The 17982-nt window shown below is 66.8% G+C and carries 18 protein-coding genes; 12 read left to right on the top strand and 6 right to left on the bottom strand.

The window, feature by feature from the left end:
• The 7 genes from ACP7AB_RS15830 to aguB all read left to right on the top strand — a co-directional run.
• On the top strand, positions 1-537 hold a 537-nt coding region (locus ACP7AB_RS15830), incomplete at its 5' end, for an OmpA family protein (protein WP_426046186.1).
• A 522-nt stretch (positions 538-1059) separates the two neighbouring features.
• Positions 1060-2445, top strand: a complete 1386-nt coding sequence (locus tag ACP7AB_RS15825) for a capsular biosynthesis protein (protein ID WP_425992682.1) — start codon at positions 1060-1062, stop codon at positions 2443-2445.
• A 221-nt stretch (positions 2446-2666) separates the two neighbouring features.
• A complete protein-coding gene (msrA, locus tag ACP7AB_RS15820; RefSeq protein WP_425992681.1) occupies positions 2667-3296 on the top strand; it encodes a peptide-methionine (S)-S-oxide reductase MsrA in 630 nt (209 codons plus the stop codon).
• A 185-nt stretch (positions 3297-3481) separates the two neighbouring features.
• A complete protein-coding gene (locus ACP7AB_RS15815) occupies positions 3482-6079 on the top strand; it encodes a TonB-dependent receptor (RefSeq protein WP_425992679.1) in 2598 nt (865 codons plus the stop codon).
• Between the two features lie 157 nt (positions 6080-6236).
• Positions 6237-7223, top strand: a complete 987-nt coding sequence (locus tag ACP7AB_RS15810) for an agmatine deiminase family protein (protein ID WP_425992677.1) — start codon at positions 6237-6239, stop codon at positions 7221-7223.
• The gene (locus ACP7AB_RS15805) at positions 7220-7615 is read left to right on the top strand and encodes a four helix bundle protein (RefSeq protein WP_425992676.1); all 396 of its coding nucleotides are present in this window, start codon (positions 7220-7222) and stop codon (positions 7613-7615) included. Before ACP7AB_RS15810 ends, ACP7AB_RS15805 begins: the two co-directional genes overlap by 4 nt.
• Positions 7612-8514 carry an N-carbamoylputrescine amidase gene (gene aguB, locus ACP7AB_RS15800; protein WP_425992674.1) on the top strand — a complete coding sequence of 301 codons (903 nt, stop codon included), beginning with the start codon at positions 7612-7614 and terminating at the stop codon, positions 8512-8514. The genes ACP7AB_RS15805 and aguB overlap by 4 nt, the downstream gene beginning before the upstream one ends.
• 1 nt (position 8515) lies before the next feature.
• On the opposite strand, the gene ACP7AB_RS15795 is transcribed toward aguB, so the two are convergent.
• From ACP7AB_RS15795 to ACP7AB_RS15785, 3 genes are all read right to left on the bottom strand, one after another.
• Entirely contained in the window at positions 8516-9319 is an 804-nt protein-coding gene (locus tag ACP7AB_RS15795; RefSeq protein WP_425992672.1) for a phosphatase PAP2 family protein, read from the bottom strand.
• Complete coding sequence (locus ACP7AB_RS15790) at positions 9316-9681, bottom strand: hypothetical protein (protein ID WP_425992670.1); 366 nt, start codon at positions 9679-9681, stop codon at positions 9316-9318. Before ACP7AB_RS15790 ends, ACP7AB_RS15795 begins: the two co-directional genes overlap by 4 nt.
• A 195-nt stretch (positions 9682-9876) precedes the next feature.
• Positions 9877-10233 carry a ribonuclease gene (locus ACP7AB_RS15785; protein WP_425992668.1) on the bottom strand — a complete coding sequence of 119 codons (357 nt, stop codon included), beginning with the start codon at positions 10231-10233 and terminating at the stop codon, positions 9877-9879.
• A 141-nt stretch (positions 10234-10374) separates the two neighbouring features.
• Between ACP7AB_RS15785 and ACP7AB_RS15780 the strand changes: the two genes are divergently transcribed.
• Positions 10375-10974 carry a PadR family transcriptional regulator gene (locus ACP7AB_RS15780; RefSeq protein ID WP_425992667.1) on the top strand — a complete coding sequence of 200 codons (600 nt, stop codon included), beginning with the start codon at positions 10375-10377 and terminating at the stop codon, positions 10972-10974.
• 134 nt (positions 10975-11108) lie between these two features.
• Here ACP7AB_RS15780 and ACP7AB_RS15775 read toward each other — a convergent pair whose 3' ends face one another.
• From ACP7AB_RS15775 to ACP7AB_RS15765, 3 genes are all read right to left on the bottom strand, one after another.
• Positions 11109-12161 carry a 1,9-bis(guanidino)-5-aza-nonane synthase gene (locus ACP7AB_RS15775; protein ID WP_425992665.1) on the bottom strand — a complete coding sequence of 351 codons (1053 nt, stop codon included), beginning with the start codon at positions 12159-12161 and terminating at the stop codon, positions 11109-11111.
• 105 nt (positions 12162-12266) lie between these two features.
• Positions 12267-12671, bottom strand: a complete 405-nt coding sequence (locus ACP7AB_RS15770; protein ID WP_425992664.1) for a TM2 domain-containing protein — start codon at positions 12669-12671, stop codon at positions 12267-12269.
• A gap of 67 nt (positions 12672-12738) precedes the next feature.
• Complete coding sequence (locus ACP7AB_RS15765) at positions 12739-14004, bottom strand: type III PLP-dependent enzyme (RefSeq protein WP_425992662.1); 1266 nt, start codon at positions 14002-14004, stop codon at positions 12739-12741.
• Positions 14005-14261: 257 nt separating this feature from the next.
• Between ACP7AB_RS15765 and ACP7AB_RS15760 the strand changes: the two genes are divergently transcribed.
• The 4 genes from ACP7AB_RS15760 (at position 14262) to phnE (ending at position 17976) form a co-directional block, all read left to right on the top strand.
• Positions 14262-15236 carry a hypothetical protein gene (locus tag ACP7AB_RS15760; RefSeq protein WP_425992660.1) on the top strand — a complete coding sequence of 325 codons (975 nt, stop codon included), beginning with the start codon at positions 14262-14264 and terminating at the stop codon, positions 15234-15236.
• Positions 15237-15344: 108 nt separating this feature from the next.
• Positions 15345-16169: a phosphonate ABC transporter ATP-binding protein gene (gene phnC, locus ACP7AB_RS15755; RefSeq protein ID WP_425992658.1), complete on the top strand. Its 825-nt coding sequence runs from the start codon at positions 15345-15347 to the stop codon at positions 16167-16169.
• Entirely contained in the window at positions 16166-17167 is a 1002-nt protein-coding gene (gene phnD / locus ACP7AB_RS15750) for a phosphate/phosphite/phosphonate ABC transporter substrate-binding protein (protein ID WP_425992656.1), read from the top strand. Before phnC ends, phnD begins: the two co-directional genes overlap by 4 nt.
• On the top strand, positions 17164-17976 hold the full coding sequence (gene phnE, locus ACP7AB_RS15745; RefSeq protein WP_425992655.1) for a phosphonate ABC transporter, permease protein PhnE: 813 nt from the start codon (positions 17164-17166) through the stop codon (positions 17974-17976). Before phnD ends, phnE begins: the two co-directional genes overlap by 4 nt.
• Positions 17977-17982 lie beyond the last annotated feature (6 nt).

The raw sequence follows: 17982 nt of genomic DNA, 5'->3' as shown, positions 1-17982 counted from the left end.
ACGAACTCCACGGCGGCCGTGAACAACTACGGCACGTTCGATGGCGACTACGACGAGAGCCACACGGTGACCCTGGGTCTGCGCTACGCCTTCGGCGCAGCCGACGCTCCGCCGCCCCCGCCCCCGCCGCCGCCGCCGCCGCCTCCCCCGCCTCCCCCGCCCCCGCCTCCTCCGCCGCCTCCGCCGCCTCCGCCGGCTCCGGTCGCGCGTGAGTTCGTGGTCTACTTCGACTGGGATCGCTCGGACCTGACGGCCGAAGCCCGTTCGGTGGTCACGCAGGCCGCCAACTACGCCAAGTCGGGTCGTCCGACGCGCGTGCTGGTCGTCGGCTACGCCGACACCTCCGGCTCGGCCGCCTATAACGTGGGCCTGTCGAACCGTCGTTCGCGCACCGTGGCTGACGCCCTGGTCGCTCAAGGCGTCGCCGGCGGCGTCATCGCTCTCGACGGCAAGGGTGAAACCAGCCTGGCCCGTGCGACCGCCGACGGCGTTCGCGAGCCTCTGAACCGTCGCGCCACCATCGGCATCAACTTCTAGGACGCCTGGACAAGGATCCCGATCCCGCAAGGATCGGGATCCGAACCAGGCTGACTGGAAGACGCCGGGGGGCGTCGGTGCGACGGGAAGGGCGACCTTCCGGAAGACGGCTCTCCCTGCTTATGATCCTGTGATGGACCGCCGGTTCTCCCCCTCGGGAAGCCGGCGGTTTCGCGTTTCCGGGTGGCGTTGCCAGAAAGTCTCGCTTCAAGCGACACGGCCCGCGCCACGGCCTTTCGAGCCCCTTCAAAGGCATTGTGAGGCATGGAATTCGTCCGATGTCGCTGGAAGATTTCGTGAAATTTCTAACACCCACTCGCTTTTTTGGACAAGTCGGTTGATCCGCATGACGAGGCCAGCGACAAAGGCTGCCATGTCAGAGTTCCGACCCTTTTGTCCGGTCTTTCGACGGAGCCGCGTCGCCCTTGGGCGTCGGCGGGTCTGGCTCGGGACGCCGGATCGGGGGCGGGGCATTGAGCGGTTCATTCCGTCCCGAAGACTTCGCGTGAGCCGGTCCTGACCATGGTGGACATTCGCATCACTCCCAGACGCGCCCCGGGCGAATCGGCCCGCCGTCCGGCGGCGCGTGAATCCGTGCGCGTCGTCGAGACCGTTCCGGTCGTCCCGACCGCCTTGCAGGCGCCGGCCGCCTCCGGCCTCCGCTCGCGCCCCGGCCAGTCGCTGGCGGGCCGCCGGTTTCTGATCGTGACGGCACCGTTCGGTCCCTTCGGCCGGATGCTGGCGGAACAGCTGACGGCCGAGGGCGCCTCGGTGGCGCGGATGCTGTTCAACGCCGGGGACGCGGCCTACTGGCGGCGTTCGGGGGCCCAGCCCTACACCGGGGACGTGCGCCGCTGGCCCGCCCGGCTGGCCAGGCTGGTCCAGGACCAGGGCCTGACCGACGTGATCGTGTTCGGCGAGGGCGGTCCCTATAACCAGGGCGTCCTCTCCCAGGCCGGGAAGCTCAAGGCCGCCACCGCCGTGGAACCGGACCGGATTTATCCGCTGCGTATCTGGGTGCTGGAAAACGGCTACTTCCGTCCCGACTGGATCACGGTCGAGGAGAACGGGGTCAACGCCTCCTCCGGCCTGCCGCGAGAGCGCACGGCCTATGATCCCCCGATCCCCGAAATGCTGCCGACCCGGCCGGTGGGCAAGATCCTGCCGCACCACGTCATCAACATCAGCCTGTATCACGCCGCCCAGCCGCTGGGCCGTCTGGTGTTCCGCCGCTACGTCTATCCCTACACCCAGTCGCCCTGGCTGCAGTTCGTGGGCCATGTGCGGCGCTATCTGCAGCTCGCCTTCCGGTCCAGGACCGAGTCGGACGCCCAGGTGATCCGCGCGCGGGGCCCCTTCTTCCTGGCCTGCCTGCAGCGCGAGGGCGATGCCCAGCTGCTGCGCTACTCCCACTACGCCGACAACACCGCCTTCCTGGCGGAGGTCCTGACGTCGTTCGCCAGGCATGCGGACGCCGAGACGCGGCTGGTGATCAAGAACCACCCGCTGGATCCCGGCCTGGTCGATCTGAAGCGCATGACCCATGTGCTGGCGGTCGAACGCGGCATCGCCGACCGTGTCGACTTCATCGACGGCGGTAACCTGGCCGCCCTGTGCCGGGCCTCCTCGGGGATGGTGGTCAACAACTCCTCTGCGGCCCTCTCGGCCCTGGGCTTCTCGACCCCGGTCAAGGTGCTGGGCGAGGCCTTCTTCGACATCGACGGCCTGACCGACCAACAGCCGATCGATGGGTTCTGGACCCGCCCCGCGCCGCCCGAGGACGACCTCTACAAACGGTTCAAGGCCCACGTCATCAACCGTACCCAGGTCAACGGCAACTACCACGAACCCAAGGCCCTCAAACCCACGGCCCGGGCCCTCGCAAGACGGTTCGCAGCCGCCCGCTAGAACGAGCGGTCCGTGTCCTCGCCCGAATGCCGAACCGCAAACCGCAATCTTCCAGCAGTACCGAACCGCAAATACTGCCGCCTGTCCCGCCGAAGGTGCAGGGAAGGCCGCGTCGGAGGCGGCGAGATGATTTCGCTGTGAGACTTGTATCCGGATGGCGCGTCCCGACGTAGCTGGGATCTTGGCCGCCGCGATCCAGGGGCGGCGCCGGAGGTTTCCGCATGTCGTCGCTCTTGTCCCGATTTGCCGTGGTCGTCGTGATAGGCATCGCCGCCTGTTCACAGGGCGAGCCCGCCGCCAGCGCCCCGGCGGCCCAGGGCGCTCCGGATAGCGGGCGGCGCGAGACAGCCCTGTTCGCCGGCGGCTGCTTCTGGTCGACGGAGGCCAATTTCGAGCATATGCCGGGCGTCGTCTCGGCGGTGTCGGGGTTCGCAGGCGGCACGGTCGCCAATCCGAGCTATGATGCGGTCGTTCGGGGCGGCACCGGCCACGTTGAGGCGGTGCAGGTCACCTATGACCCTGCCCGTATCACCTATCGCCAGCTGGTCGATCGATTCTGGCGCACCATCGACCCTACGGACCCCGACGGCCAGTTCTGCGATCAGGGGCCGTCCTATGTCACAGCCGTGTTCGCGACAGCGGCCCAGCGGCCCACGGCCGACGCCTCGCGGGCGGCGGCCGTGGTGGTCGTCGGCGAACGACGCTTCGTGACGCCGGTCCGAAACGCAGCCCGTTTCTGGCCGGCGGAAAGTTATCACCAGGATTTCGCGCGCCTGAATCCCTTGAGGTATGGAGGATACAGTCGCTTCTGCGGCCGTGAAGCGCGGCTGCGGGCGGTCTGGGGCGGCTGAGTCTTTCAGGAATCGGGAGTGTGGCGCCGCGGTCACCCCCCGACGCTGTCACGCCAGTGTCACACCACTGTCGTCGATGGTTCCGAGACCGGCCGTAGAGGGGGCGAGATTTAGACGTTCGCGGCCCTCTCTGGCCGCATTCTGACGCGCGCCGGGCGCTGACCCGCACCATCTGGGGATACAAAATGAACTCTCGCACTCGTGCGCTCTGGGCGACGACCGCCCTGGTCAGCGGTATGCTGCTCGCCGGCGCCGCCTCGGCCCAGTCGTCGGGCACGGACGCCGCTGAAGGCACCGTGGTCGACACCGTCGTCGTCACCGGCACCCGCGGCCCGCGCACCATCTCGGGCGCCGTCGTCGCCCAGACGGTCGACAAGACCCGCTCGACCATCACGCAAGAGTACATCAGCCGCCAGCAGTCCGGTCAGTCGGTCATTGCCCTGCTGAACAACGTCCCCGGTTTGAACTTCACCAACAACGACCCCTATGGCAACTCGGGCGGCAACATCCGTCTGCGCGGCTTCGACGGCAACCGCGTCTCGCTGACGTTCGACGGCATCCCCCTGAACGACACCGGCAACTACGCGGTGTTCTCCAACCAGCAGGTCGATTCGGAAATCATCGACCGCGCCTCGGTCAACCAGGGTTCGGCCGACGTCGACAGCCCGACCGCCTCTGCCAGCGGCGGCACCATCTCCTACACGACCGCGCGTCCGCTGGAAGAAATGGGCGCCCAGATCCGCACCTCGATCGGCTCCTTCAACTACGGCCGTGTCTTCGGCCGTTTCGATACGGGCGCTTTCGGTCCCTGGGGCACGACCGCCTTCATCACCGGTTCCTACACCAACTACGACAAGTGGAAGGGTCCGGGCGACCTGGAGAAGAAGCAGTACAACGGCCGCGTATTCCAGGACCTGGGTGACGGCGACTTCGCCAGCCTGGCCTTCCACTGGAACGAGAACCGCAACAACTCCTACAACACCTTCATCAACCTCTCGCAGTTCAACCTCGGCCTTAAGCCCGAGAACGACATCGCCTGTTTCCGTCCTGCCGGCGTCAGCGGCACGGTGCAGAACGAAGCGACTGGCTCCAGCATCATCACTTACTTCGGCGGCAACGCGACGGGCAGCTGCACCAACGACCACCGCACCCGGATCAACCCCTCGAACACGGGCAACATCCGCGGCCAGTTCAGCTACGGCCTGACTGACAGTATTCGCCTGACCATCGACCCCTCGTTCCAGTACGTCATCGCCAACGGCGGCGGCTACACCCTGACCAGCGAGCGCGACGATCGTCTGGACCAGAATACGACCAACAACGCGGCGCTCACCACGGCCGCCCAGTGCGCCGCCGCCGCGATCCTGAACACCGGCGTGGACCTGAACGGCGACGGCGACAGCTGCGACAACGTCGGCCTCTATACCCCGAACAACACCAACACGCGCCGCTACGGCGTGCTGTCCTCGCTGCTGTGGGACATCAACGACGATCACCGCGTCCGTGTCTCGTACACCAACGACTACGGTCGTCACCGCCAGACGAACGAAGCCACCCGCTACAATGCCGATGGTTCGGTTCCCGAAGTGTTCGGCGGTGAAAACACCTGGGGCAACGAAGCCCTGCGCATCAACGGCCGCGACGGCTCCTACCTGCGCGGTCGCGATCGCTTCTCGATCGCCCTGCTGAACCAGATCTCGGCCGAATACCGGGGCCAGTTCTTCGACGACGCCCTGTCGGTCACTCTGGGCGTTCGCGCACCCTTCTTCACCCGCGACCTGAACCAGTTCTGCTTCTCGCTGAGCGGCACCTCGACCGTGCGCTGCACGACCGAAACGCCTTCGGCGACCCTGGCCAACGGTAACGTGAACTTCGCCTCGACCGGCACGGGCCAGTACATCCGTCCCTACGCCCAGACCCTGAAGTATGACGCCATCCTGCCGAGCCTGGGCGCGAGCTATCGTTTCCTGGAGAACAACTCGGTCTACGCCAGCTATGCCGAAGGCATCTCGCTGCCGCGTACCGACAACCTGTACCAGCCGGTTCGCAACGCCTCGGGCGCCCTGGATTTCTCGTCCGTTCAGCCGGAGACCTCCAAGTCCTACGACCTGGGCTACCGCTACACCTCCTCGACCCTGATCGCCTCGATCGCGGCCTGGTACGTGTCTTTCGAGAACCGCATCGTGACGTCGTTCGACAACGATCCGGCCTCGCCGACCTTCAACCTGTCGATCGACCGGAACCTGGGTTCGGTGGAGCAGTCGGGCGTCGACGCCCAGTTCGAGTACGCCCTGACCGACACTTTCTCGGTCGGCGGTTCGGCCTCGTACAACACCTCGGAAGTCCAGGACGACGTGCCCCTGGGCACCGGTACCTTCCTGCCGACCACCGGCAAGTCGCTGGTTGAAACGCCGGAGTGGACCTACAGCCTGCGCGCCAACTGGGACGTGACCGAGGCCTGGTCGCTGGGCCTGCAAGGCAAGTATGTCGGTGAACGCTTCACCACCGACGTCAACGATGAAAAGACGCCTTCCTACGTCACCGTCGACTTCGACAGCCGCTACGACCTGACCGACACCTTCGGCATCCGTAACGCCTTCGTTCAGTTCAACGTCACGAACCTGTTCGACGAAGAGTATCCGGCGTCGATCTCGTCGGGCAACAACGCCCTGGCCGTCGACATCGATCCGGGCGCGGGCGTCATCAACCGCGCCGGCACGGTTCGCACCTTCTCGCTCGGTGCGCCGCGCACGATGATGCTGACCCTGGGCACGAGCTTCTAGGCTCTAACCCCGGACTGAAATGGATCGGGGCGGCCCTTCGCGGGGCCGCCCTTTTTCTTTGCCCTGAACCCGCCGGCGGCCCCCGGCATTGAAGTGGGGTGAGGGGGTCGCTATCTGGCGCGGTCCACTGCCGTTTCACCAAGGAAGTCTTCCGCCCATGGCCGTCTCGCCGATCCCCGCCGAATGGTCGCCGCACCGGGCGATGTGGGTCGGCTGGCCCAGCCATGAAGCACTGTGGGTGGACAATCTCGACCAGGCCCAGGCCGAGGTGGAGGCCCTGGTTCGCGCCCTGGCGGGACCGGGACGCGAGCAGGTCAAGCTGATGATCGGCAGTGAGGAGGCGCTGGCGGACGCCCGGGCGCGGTTCGACGGCGTAGCCGGTGTGACCGTCGTGCCGGGTCGGTTCGGCGACATCTGGCTGAGAGACACCGGGCCGATCTTCGGTGAAGGCTCCAAGACGGCTGCGGCCTTCCGTTTCAACGGCTGGGGCGGCCAGTTCGAGATGGAGTTCGACGACACGGTCGCGGACCAGATCGGCGAACAGTCGGGCACGCCGCTGTGCCGGAACGACTTCATTCTTGAGGGCGGCGCTCTGGACCACGACGGGGCAGGGACGATCCTGACCACGCGCCAGTGCCTGTTGAACCCGAACCGCAACATCGGCTGGACCGAGGCGAAGGCCGAGGCCTTGCTGGGCGAGGCGCTGGGCGCCACCCGTGTCTTCTGGCTGGGCGACGGTCTGATGAACGACCACACCGACGGTCACGTCGACAACCTGGCCCGCTTCGTCGCACCGGGCGTCGTGGCCTGTCCGATCGCCTTCGGACACGATGATCCGAACACAGACGTTTACGACGCCTGCGCCCGCGACCTGTCAGACGCCGGGTTCAAGGTCGTGCGTATTCCATCGCCGGGGCGGCTGGAGAACGAGGACGGAGAGCCGATCCCGGCCAGCCACATGAATTTCCTCATTGCCAACGGCGCGGTCGTCGTGCCGACCTATGGAAATGAGGCGGCAGGCCGGATGGCGGGCGAGGCTCTGGCCTCCGTCTTCCCGGACCGCGAGATCATCCTGTCGCCGTCGATCAACGTCCTGACGGGCGGCGGATCCTTCCACTGCATCTCCCAGCAGGAGCCCGAATGAGTGGCGAGTGGCGAGTGGCGGGCGGCGAGGTTCGCCACTATCGCGATCTCCTTGTCTGGCAGAAGGCGCTCGACTGGGTTGAGCGGGTTTCCGCAGCGACGCGGCCCTGGCCGTCCGAAGAGCGGTTCGGCCTGACCAGTCAGTTGCGACGCGCCGCCGTCTCGGTTCCTTCGAATATCGCCGAAGGATGCGCGCGCCGGAGCACTGCGGACTTTCTACGTTTCCTTTCGATCGCACGAGGTTCTCTGGCGGAAGCGGAAACCCAGCTCATGCTCGGTCGACGTTTGAGCTACCTTGAGGAGGCCCAGCTTGGGCCTTTGCTGGAAGCCGCCGATGAAATCAGCAGGATGTTGGCTGGCCTGATCGCCAAGCTGGAGGATCGACGCAAATGAGCGCTCTCGCCACTCGCCACTCGTCACTCACCACTCGAACCATCTCGGTCGCCGCGCTTCAGACCTCCTACGGCGAGGACATGGAGGCGAACATCAGGAAGACCGCCGACATGGTGCGCGAGGCGGCGTCGAAGGGCGCGCAGGTCATCCTGCCGTCGGAGCTGTTCCAGGGACCGTATTTCTGCGTCTCGCAGGAGGAGAAGTGGTTCGGCACGGCGTATCCGTGGCGCGAGCATCCGGCGGTGATCGCCATGGCCGATGTGGCCCGGGAATTGGGCGTCGCCATCCCCGTCTCGATCTTCGAGCGCGAGGGGCCGCACTATTTCAACTCGATGGTCATGCTGGACGCCGACGGCTCGCCGCTGGGCGTCTATCGCAAGAGCCACATCCCCGACGGCCCCGGCTATCAGGAGAAATACTATTTCCGCCCGGGGGATACGGGCTTCAAGGTCTGGGACACCCGCTTCGGACGGGTCGGCGTCGGCATCTGCTGGGACCAGTGGTACCCCGAGACGGCGCGGGCGATGATGCTGATGGGCGCCGAGGTGCTGATGTATCCGACGGCGATCGGGTCGGAGCCGCATGACGCCGAACTGCACACGGCCGAGCCCTGGCGCCGGGCCATGCAGGGTCATGCGGTGTCGAACGTCGTCCCCGTCGTGGGCGCGAACCGGATCGGCCATGAAACGGTGACCGAGGCGGGCCAGAGCTTCTACGGCCACTCCTTCATCTCGGATCACCGGGGCGACCTGGTCGAGAGCTTCGGCGCGGACGACGAAGGCGCGCTGGTCCATACCTTCGACCGGGACTTCCTCGATCGACACCGGGCGGCATGGGGCTTCTTCCGCGACCGGCGGACCGACCTCTACGGCGCCCTGACGGCGCCGCGACCCGCGTAGGTCAGGGCAGGGGCGTGGCCAGGGCGGCGCGCTCGGCGGCGCAGGCGGGGCTGGTCAGACCGGCGACGCGGGCGCGGGCGATCTCCTGGCGGGCGACGATGGCGTCGGCTTCGAAGGCGGGCGTGGCGGCAATCTGCCGGAACGCGGCCCTGCCCAGTGTCTCGCCCTCGGCGACGTCGGACGGATAGTGCATGCCGCAGACCATGCGGCTGACCGCGATCTCATGCCCGATGCGCCCGGCCTCGGCGGCATGGTCGGGGGCGAGGGCGGCGAAGACCTCGCCATAGGCGGCGCCGACGGTGGCGCTGCCTGAGGGGTAGGAGGGGCTGGCGCGTCCGGCGGGGGAGACGACCTGACACGACGGACGCTCCGGGTCGGCGGCGACGGGGCGGGGACGAAAGGCGCGGGCCTTGGCCAGTTCGGCGGCCTCGTTGGCATCGTGCAGGACGCGTTCGAGGATCGACACCAGCCGGGGCGAGTCCTCGGCCGTGACACGGAAACCGAGGGCGCAGTCGAAATGGGCCAGGGCCAGAGCGGGCCGCACCTCGGCGTGGCGGGTCGCCAGCATCCAGCGGTCGGTGTCTTCCAGCGCTCGCAAACGGTCGGAGGCGGCGATGTCGGCCAGCGCGGCGGCGGAACCCTCGACGGGCGCGGGCGGCACGGTGTCCGCCAGCGCCTGAATAGCCGCGTGATCCAGATAGCTGGCAGGCGCTGCGGCCGTCGTGGCCTGCTGCGCGGGCGCCGAAGCGCTGCCTGGAGTGGCGAGGACACAGGCGGCCGCGACCATCAGGGCGGCGCGGTTCACCTGCCGGCGCTCCAGCTGAGTTGCACCGAGGTTGGCCCGTCATCGGTGGCGGAGGCGACGACCTGGAGGCTGGCGCTGCTGTCGGGGCTGGCGGCTCCGTAGGCGCGAGCCTCGCCCTGGTTCATGGCCATGGCTGAGGAGAGGCCGGAAGCCTCGGCGCGTGCGCGGTGGAAGGCGATGACGGCGTCGGGATCGGCGTCGGTCGTATAGGTCGCGATGCCACCCGGACCCGAAGCGCCGGACGCGGTGATCGCCGGAGCGTCCATCGTCGCGCCGGGATAGAGGGCGGCGAAGGCGGGCGCTCCAGGGGCGGCGAGAGGGCCTGCGGCAGCCGCGGCGGGTTTGGCGGTGGCGTCGGCCATTGGGGCCGTTTCCGCCGGTGCGGCCGCCGCGGGACCTTCAGCGGCCGCAGGGGGCTCGGCGTTCGGGCCGCACGCCGCGGGCAATAGAGCCGCGCACGTCAGTGCGAGAACCGCCAGAATACGCTTCATCCCGTGTCGTCCCTGAGACCTGTTCTTTTTGCACCGTGGCCCATCGGTGGGGCGGCAGCAAGGCGTTCAGCCGGTCGCTGCGTCTTCATCCGCAGGCCGCCGGCCCTTGGCGGGATCGGCGTCCGATTCGTCGGGGCCGACGCCGGTGTTGGCGATGCCGTTCGGATCGACGTCGGAGGGCGACTGGGGGTCGGTGCTCGCCCGGCCCTGATCGGCCATGATGCGGTCCACGGCGGCTTGATCGGGGTCGTCGTCCGAGCCCGTGGCCGCTCCGCCCTGCAGCGAGCCCGCACGTGTATCGGAGCCCACGCCGCTGCCGGTCAGGGCGTCGGCGAGGGCGTCCGGCGTCCGGCCCAGGTCAGGACGTTCGCCCATGTCCTCGGCTTCGATCGCCTCGGGGGTCTCGGGCTTGGCGTCGGTCATTGAAGGCTCCTGCATTCAGTATTGGAGGAAGGCGCGGTGCGACCGTCGGTTCCGAAGAGTGAGACAAAAGATATATCGGCTACTTGATTTTCGTTAGCCACGATATATCTTCAAGACATGACGAGCGAGAAAGGACACTCCATGTTCGGACATCACAGACGGAAACACGGCTGGCGCGAGCATCGCTGCGGGCCGGAGGGCGAGGGGCGCGGTCGTGAAGGCCGGGGCCATGGACGGGGTCGTTTCGGCGGGCCCGGAATGTTCGGCGGACGCGGCGGCCCGGGCCGCCGCATGTTCGGGCCGGGCGACTTGAGGATCGTCGCCCTGGCCCTGATCGAGAAGGAGCCGCGCCACGGCTACGACCTGATCAAGGCGATCGAGGCGATGTTCGGCGGGGCCTATGCGCCGTCGCCGGGCGTCGTCTATCCGACCCTGTCGATGCTGGCCGACGAAGGCCTGATCGCGGGGGTGGAGGACTCTGCCGGCAAGCGCATCTTCACCCTGACGGAGGCCGGCCAGGCCTGGCTGAACGAGAACCGTACCGCCGTCGACGGCGTCATGCAGCGCATGGCGCTCGCGGCGCGGCTGGTCTCGGGCGAACAGACGCCGGACGTGGTCAAGGAGGCGCTGCACACGCTGCGCCAGGCCGTGATCATGAAGCCGGGCGAGTGGTCCGACGTGGAGACGGCCCGGGTGGTCGAGAGCCTGATGAGGGCGGTCCGCGAAGTCAGCGGGCAGTAGATACTCCCCCTCTGGGGGAGGTGGCGCGGCGCTGCTTAGCGCCGTGACGGAGGGGGCTTAATGCAAACGACGGCGTGCGCGGCCGGCCGCCTCCACCGCTTCGCGGTCCCCCTCCCCCCGATGGGGGAGGATTCCTACTTCCCGAACAGCTTGGCCCAGCGGCGCTTGTCGCGGTTCTTCCAGGCGCCGCGGTGCCAGGCGTCCGAAGCGATCAATGGCACCACGGTGGTGGCTTCGGCGAAGACCATCTGTTCATGCGTGGTCTGGACCTTGCCCCAGGAGGCGGCCTCCTTGAGCGTCGAGGACGAGCAGGCCCCGTCGCGGACATCGGCGACCGTGATCTGGACCGCATAGCGGTGCATCTCGGCCTCGACACCGAGGATCTCGGCGCAGACGACCGTGTCCTGGGCGAAATTCTTGGGCACGCCGCCGCCGACCATGAACAGGCCGGTGACGCCCGCCGCGATCTTGATGTCGGTCAGTTCGCGGAAGTCGGCGACCGCGTCGATCATCAGATAGGGCTTGCCCGCTGCGATCCGTTCCTTCTGGTGCTTGACCAGACCGAAGCCGGCCGAGGAATCGACGAACGCCGGGCAGAAGATCGGCACGCCTTCTTCATAGGCGGTCTGGATCAGGCTGCCGGGTTTCTTCGCATTTCCCTCCGACAGCCATTTGCCCATTTCCCAGATGAACTCGCGGCTGGAATAGGCGCGCGGCTCCAGGGCGTTGCAGATCTCCAGGATGGTGTGATCGCAGTTCTGGAGCTCTTCCTCGTCGATATAGGTGTCGTAGATCCGGTCGATGTAGTTCTCGCGCAGGACGTTGTCGTCCACCTCGCCGGCGGCCTGATAGTGTTTGAAGCCGAGGGCCTCGAAGAAATCCATGTCGACGATCGAGGCGCCGGTGGCGACGATCGCGTCGATCATGCCGAACTTCACCATGTCGCGGTACACATGCATGCAGCCGCCAGCCGAGGTCGACCCGGCCAGGATCAGCCACGGCGAGCAGTCCTTGTCCTCGATGGCCATGGAGAAGATGTCGGCGGCGCGGGCGGTGTCACGCGACGAGAAGCTCATCTTGCGCATGGCATCGACGATCGGACGGGCATCGAACGAGGTGATGTCGATGTGTTCGACGACGTTCTGGAGCAGCTCGGCCTTGGTGTTCTTTTGAACGGGTGCGTTCATTGCAAGGGTTTCCCTTTGGTTTGAGCGCCCGTCGTCAAAATCAACAGCGGCCCGGACGGAGCGACGGGCTGCTGTGTGTCGTCTAGTCAGGAAACGTGACGAAGGTCAGACCGTTTCGACGATCGTCGGTTTCATCGCGTTGGCCTCGTTCGCCTGCCGGATCCAGCCGGGGATCAGGACGGCGTCGAAGATCCACCAGATCGTCATGGGGATCCCCAGGTAAGGACCGAGCATCTCGGTCATGATCCAGGTCACAAACCCCGCCGCGGCCATGCCGAGCGCCGATTTCCAGCGGCCGACGTAGAGGCGGTGTCCTCCGATCCAGCCGAGGAACAACCACAGGACATAGCCGATCAGGACTGTGCGGCGTCCGTCCCACGGCTTGACCGAGGGATCCGAAGCCATGAACTCAGCATGAGCCATGTCATGCATCATCTGCTGATGGCTGGGCCCCGGTGCGCCGTAGTCGACACTGGGCCCCGGATCGGACGGACCGGACGAGTCGGACATCACACCCCTCCCAAGCGTTGCCTTTCGGGAAGGTGTGGCGCCGACCCGCGCCGTTCACAAGCCAACGTTACTTGCGGCTCTTCCTCCGCTGGCCTGCCTTGCCCTTCGGGCGCGACAGGCGGACGATCTTGCGGGCCTGCTCTTCCGCCGTGGTGCGCACGGTCGGGATGGAGCGGGGCGCGAGCCCGTAGAGCGAGGCCATCGGGGGGTCCTCGACCATGGCGACGTCGTGCTCGCCGTAGCCGTTGAAGCCCGTCGACATGGCGACACCGTAGGCGCCGAGCATGCCGATCTCGATGAAGTCGCCTTCCCGGATGTCGGCCGGCAGCCAGAACGGACCCGGCATATGGTCGATCGAATCGCAGGTCGGTCCGTAGAACTGGAACGGCTTGAGATCGTCCGAGCTTTCGCCGTCCCGGACCAGCTTGGTCGGGAAGGGCCAGCGCGAATGGGTCGCGTCGAACAGCGCTCCATAGGACCCGTCGTTCAGATAGAGGGCGTCACCCTTGCGCAGGTCCACGCGCGCCAGGACCGAAGAGGATTCGGCGACCAGGGCCCGGCCGGGCTCGCACCACAGCTCGGTCGTTTCCGACACGGGCATGTCGTTGAAGCCCCGGTGGATGGCGTCGGCGTATTCGCTCATGTCCGGCGGGACCATGCCCGGATAGACCGAGGGGAAGCCGCCGCCGATGTCGACGATGTCCACGATCACGCCCGCGCGCGAGATGGCGCGACCGACCTGGGCCATGGCGGCCTGATAGGCGGTCGGGCGCATGCACTGCGATCCGACGTGGAAGCAGACGCCCATCAGCCCCTCCTTGACCGCCCGACGAACGGACAGCAGCAGGGCCGGGGCCTGATCGGCGGAGACGCCGAACTTGCCCGAGAGGGAGTAGGCTGCACCGTCGGCGGAAACCGCCATACGCACGAGCAGGTTCAGATCCGTCGCGCCGCCGGTGGCGTCGAGGATCTTCTGCAACTCGTCCTCGCAGTCGAGCGAGAAGGTGCGGACGCCGTGATCGAAATAGGCGCGGGTGATCGCAGACCGGCTCTTCACCGGGTGCATGAATGAGATGCGCGCGTCGGGATCGACGGAGCGCACGAGTTCTATCTCGGCGATCGAAGCCGCATCATAGCCGCGAATCCTGGCGTCCTTCAGGGCCTCGATGACCCAGCGTGAAGGGTTGGCCTTCACAGCATAGAAGACGTCAGCCTTTAGATTATCCTGGAACCAGCGCGCCGCAACGGAGACCGAACGCGGACGCACGAGTGCGACTGGACGTTCGGGGGACCGCTCGCGGACCAGGTCCAGGGGAAATGGATACGTGCGCAATTCACGTAAACCCCTGTAATTGTTAAACCCAGACCGGCGTTAGCAGCGCAAAGTCAGACCACGGGGTCCGCCGGAAGCCGCGCATTTAGGGTCGCGAGACTGTCATGTAAAGCGGTTTCTTCATGACCACGCGGGCGACCCCCGGCGTCGCCTGACGGAACCAGATTCAACGTTCGCCGAACTCGACCATTCGAAAATGACGCTTTAGGGTTAGCGCGTTCGGCCGGGACAGGGTCGGGAGCGCCGGGGGCCTTGAAATGAAATCGATAAACGTCTGGACGACAGCGGCCGTCGCCGCCCTTCTGATGATCGCCGGGTGCGGCAAGAAGGACGAGGCCGCAGCGCCTCAGATTAATGCGGCCCAGCAGGCCGCCGTCGAGCACGCGCCGCCGCCCGGTAAGGCTCTGTCGCCGGGCGGCGTGAACAAGGTGCTGACCGACCGGGGCTTCACGCCCCAGAACGTGAGGCGTCGCGGATCGACCTATGTCGTCGATGCGGTCGGCAAGACCGGCAACCAGGTCCGCCTCGTGATCGACGGCAAGGCAGGCCAGATCAAGGGCCTGGACGTCATCCGCTGGGCGCCGGGGGCCAAGCGGATCGCCAAGGGAAGCCGGGGCGCCACCTTCGTCAACGACACCTACGAGTTCGGCTACACCCTGCCGGACAGCTATTTCGTCGACTGGATCGTCTATCAACCGGCCCAATGGCAGGTGTGGGAACCCTGGATCGACTACGGCGACGAATACGTGATCGATGACTGGATCGAGGTCTATTACGAGGACTACGTCGACGAAATTTCCTATGCCGAGTGGGTCGAGTATTACGGTGACATTCCGGATTGGTCCGACGAAAGCTTCTATGATGACGGCTACTGGGACGTGGCGGTCGAGGAATATTACGCCGATAACGCGGACGCCTTCGCCGAAGACTACGGCTATGAGTACGCCGCCGAGGTCTTCGAGGAAGACTACTACGCCGCCTTGGTCGGGGACGAGATGGCGGCCGATCAGGCGGCCCAGGACGAGGCCGACTACCAGCAGCAGGTCGAGGCGGAGCGCGATGTCGCCAACGAAGAGGCGGCGGCCGAGGTTGAGTATCAGCAGCAGGCCGAGGCCGAGCGCGACGCCGCGGCCTCTGGCGACAGCGGCTACGAAGAGCCCGTCGAGGACACCTCGAACTACGAGGACACGTCCAGCTCTGGGGATACGGGCGACAGCGGCCAGGACTACTGAAGCGCAGGCGCGCTGGACTGCGGCGCGGGCGTCGTGGCAATAGGGAGGGCCGGAGCACGCGCGTCGCGTGATCCGGCGCCTGTCCTTCCATCCGCCGTCAGCGAGTTCATGAATTCATCCGCCGCCAGCGCCGCGCCCGGCCCCCTCGTGGCCGGCCTAGTCATGGCCCGCGACGTGTCCAAGACCTTCGGAACACGGAAGGCGCTGGACGGCGTCTCCGTGTCCGTCGCCGCCGGAGAGATGGTCGCCCTGATCGGTCCGTCCGGCTCGGGCAAGTCCACCCTGTTGCGTTCGATCACCGGCCTGCAGACGATCGACGCGGGGTCGGGCCAGATCGACGTCTTCGGCGTCTGCGTCCAGAAGAACGGCCGCACCACCGGCGCCGTCCGCGCCGCGCGCCAGAAGCTGGGCATGATCTTCCAGCAGTTCAATCTGGTCGGACGGTTGAGCCTGTTCTCCAATGTCATGCTTGGCGCCCTGGGTCGTCTGCCAGGCTGGCAGGGCGTGTTCGGGGCCTGGCCGAAGGCGGACAAGGACCGGGCCATGGCGGCCCTGCACCGGGTGGGTGTCGCCGACTACGCCGCCCAGCGCGCCAACACATTGTCGGGCGGCCAGCAGCAGCGCGGCGCCATCGCCCGGGCCCTGGTTCAGGGTGCCAAGGGGATCCTGGCCGACGAGCCGGTCGCCTCGCTGGACCCGGTCTCGGCCCGCAAGGTGATGGAGTTGCTGGTCGAACTAAACAAGCGCGACGGCCTGGGCGTCATCGTCACCCTGCACCAGGTCGACTACGCCATCCGCTATTGCGACCGGGTCATCGCGCTGAAAGCCGGCAAGGTCGTCTATGACGGCCCGTCGACCAGCCTCGACACCAAGCAATTGATCGATATCTACGGTCCCGAGTTCGAGGACGCGTTCTGGGAAACCAAGGCATGATCTTCGCCTCCTTCACCCGCCGGGCCGGTCTGGTCGGCGCCGCGATCGCCCTGCTCGGTCTCTCGGCCTGCGGCGGCGGTGACGAAACCAAGGCCGGCGCTCCGGCCAAGATCACCTTCTCCATCCTGTCGGCGGAAGGCCAGGCCTCGGCCGGTCCGCTGTGGCAGCCGCTGCTTGACGATATGTCGACCGCCATCGGCGTGCCCGTGGAGCCGTTCTTCGGCTCGAACTACACCGTCCTGGTCGAGGCCATGCGCGGCAACCAGACCCAGGTCGCCTGGTTCTCGGCCAAGCCGGCGGTCGAGGCTATCGACCGCGCCGACGCCGAGGTCATCGCCCGCACCGTCAACAAGGAAGGCTCGGACAGCTATCGCTCGACCCTGATCGTCAAGACCGGTTCGGGCATCACGCTGGATCAGGTCCTGGCCTGCGGCAAACGGTTCGACTTCGGCATAGGCGACGCCCAGTCGACCTCGGGCACGCTGGCCCCGATGGCCTTCCTGTTCAATCCGCGCGGCATCGTCCCGGCCCAGTGCTTCAAGACCGTGCGCTCGGCCAACCACCAGGCCAACGCCTTCGCCGTGGCGACCGGCGTGGTCGACGTGGCGACCTCGAACACCGTCAACACCGTCTTCCTGAACCGCCAGAACCCGGCCATCGCGGCCCAGATCACCGAGATCTGGCAGTCCCCGCCGATCCCGGAATCGGGCATTCTGGTGCGCGGCGATCTCGATCCCGCCATCAAGGAAAAGATCCGCAGCTTCTTTCTGACCTACGGCCAGGGCGAGGGCGTCGAGGCCGACCGTCAGCGCCGCGTGCTGGCCGGGCTGGAGTATTCCCAGTTCCGCGCCGCGGACGACAACTATCTGAACCCGATCCGCGAGATGGTCGCCGACCAGCAGCTGACCGAGGCGCGCGAGAAGGGTGACACCGCCGCCGTCACCGCCGCCGAGGCCGAGCTGCAGCGCCTGCGCGCCCTGCGTGAGGTTCAGCCTTGACCCACGCCGCGCATGCCGCCGGCCCGATCCCGAAGGCGCCCCGGAAGTCGCTGGGGGCCTGGGCGCTCGACGTCCTGATCTGGGGCGGCGTCCTGGCGCTGCTGGTCTATAGCGTCGGCGACGTCGATCTGGGCAATATTGGCAAGCTGTTCAGCAACGCCGAAAGCACCCAGACCTTCGCCAGGGAACTGTTGCGTCCCGACTTCACCGACTGGCGCATCTTCGTCGAGAAGATGTGGGAGACGATTCAGATCGCCCTCTGGGGGACGTTCATCGCCGTGTTCGCGGCCGTCCCGATGGGGCTGGCGGCAGCACGCAACGTGTCTCCGGTCTGGGTTGTCACGCCGGTTCGCTGGCTGATGAACCTGCTACGCTCCATTCCCGATCTGCTCATTGGTCTGTTATTCGTCGTGGCAGTGGGCCTCGGCCCGTTGCCCGGCGTTCTGGCCATCGCCCTGAACACCGCCGGCGTGCTGGCCAAGCTGTTCTCGGAAGCCGTGGAGTCGATCGACAAGGGTCCCGTCGAGGGCGTTCGCGCCACCGGCGCCACCAAGCTCCATGAGATCGTCTGGGGCGTCATCCCCCAGGTCGCGCCGCTGTGGACATCGTTCGCCCTCTACCGGTTCGAGTCCAACAGCCGGTCGGCCACCGTACTGGGTCTGATCGGCGCGGGCGGCATCGGCCAGGTGCTGTTCGACCGGATGAACGCCTTCGACTTCCGCGACGTGTCCGCCATCGTCGTGGTCGTGGTCATCGCCGTGACCCTGATCGACATGCTGTCACAGGCCATGCGCAAACGTCTGCTTTAAGCGTCG

The organism is Brevundimonas sp. TWP3-1-2b1, from assembly GCF_049896165.1.
GTDB lineage: Bacteria > Pseudomonadota > Alphaproteobacteria > Caulobacterales > Caulobacteraceae > Brevundimonas > Brevundimonas subvibrioides_B.
The sequence above is the reverse complement of the archived record's forward strand: the minus strand, read 5'-3'. Positions and strand labels throughout refer to the sequence as shown.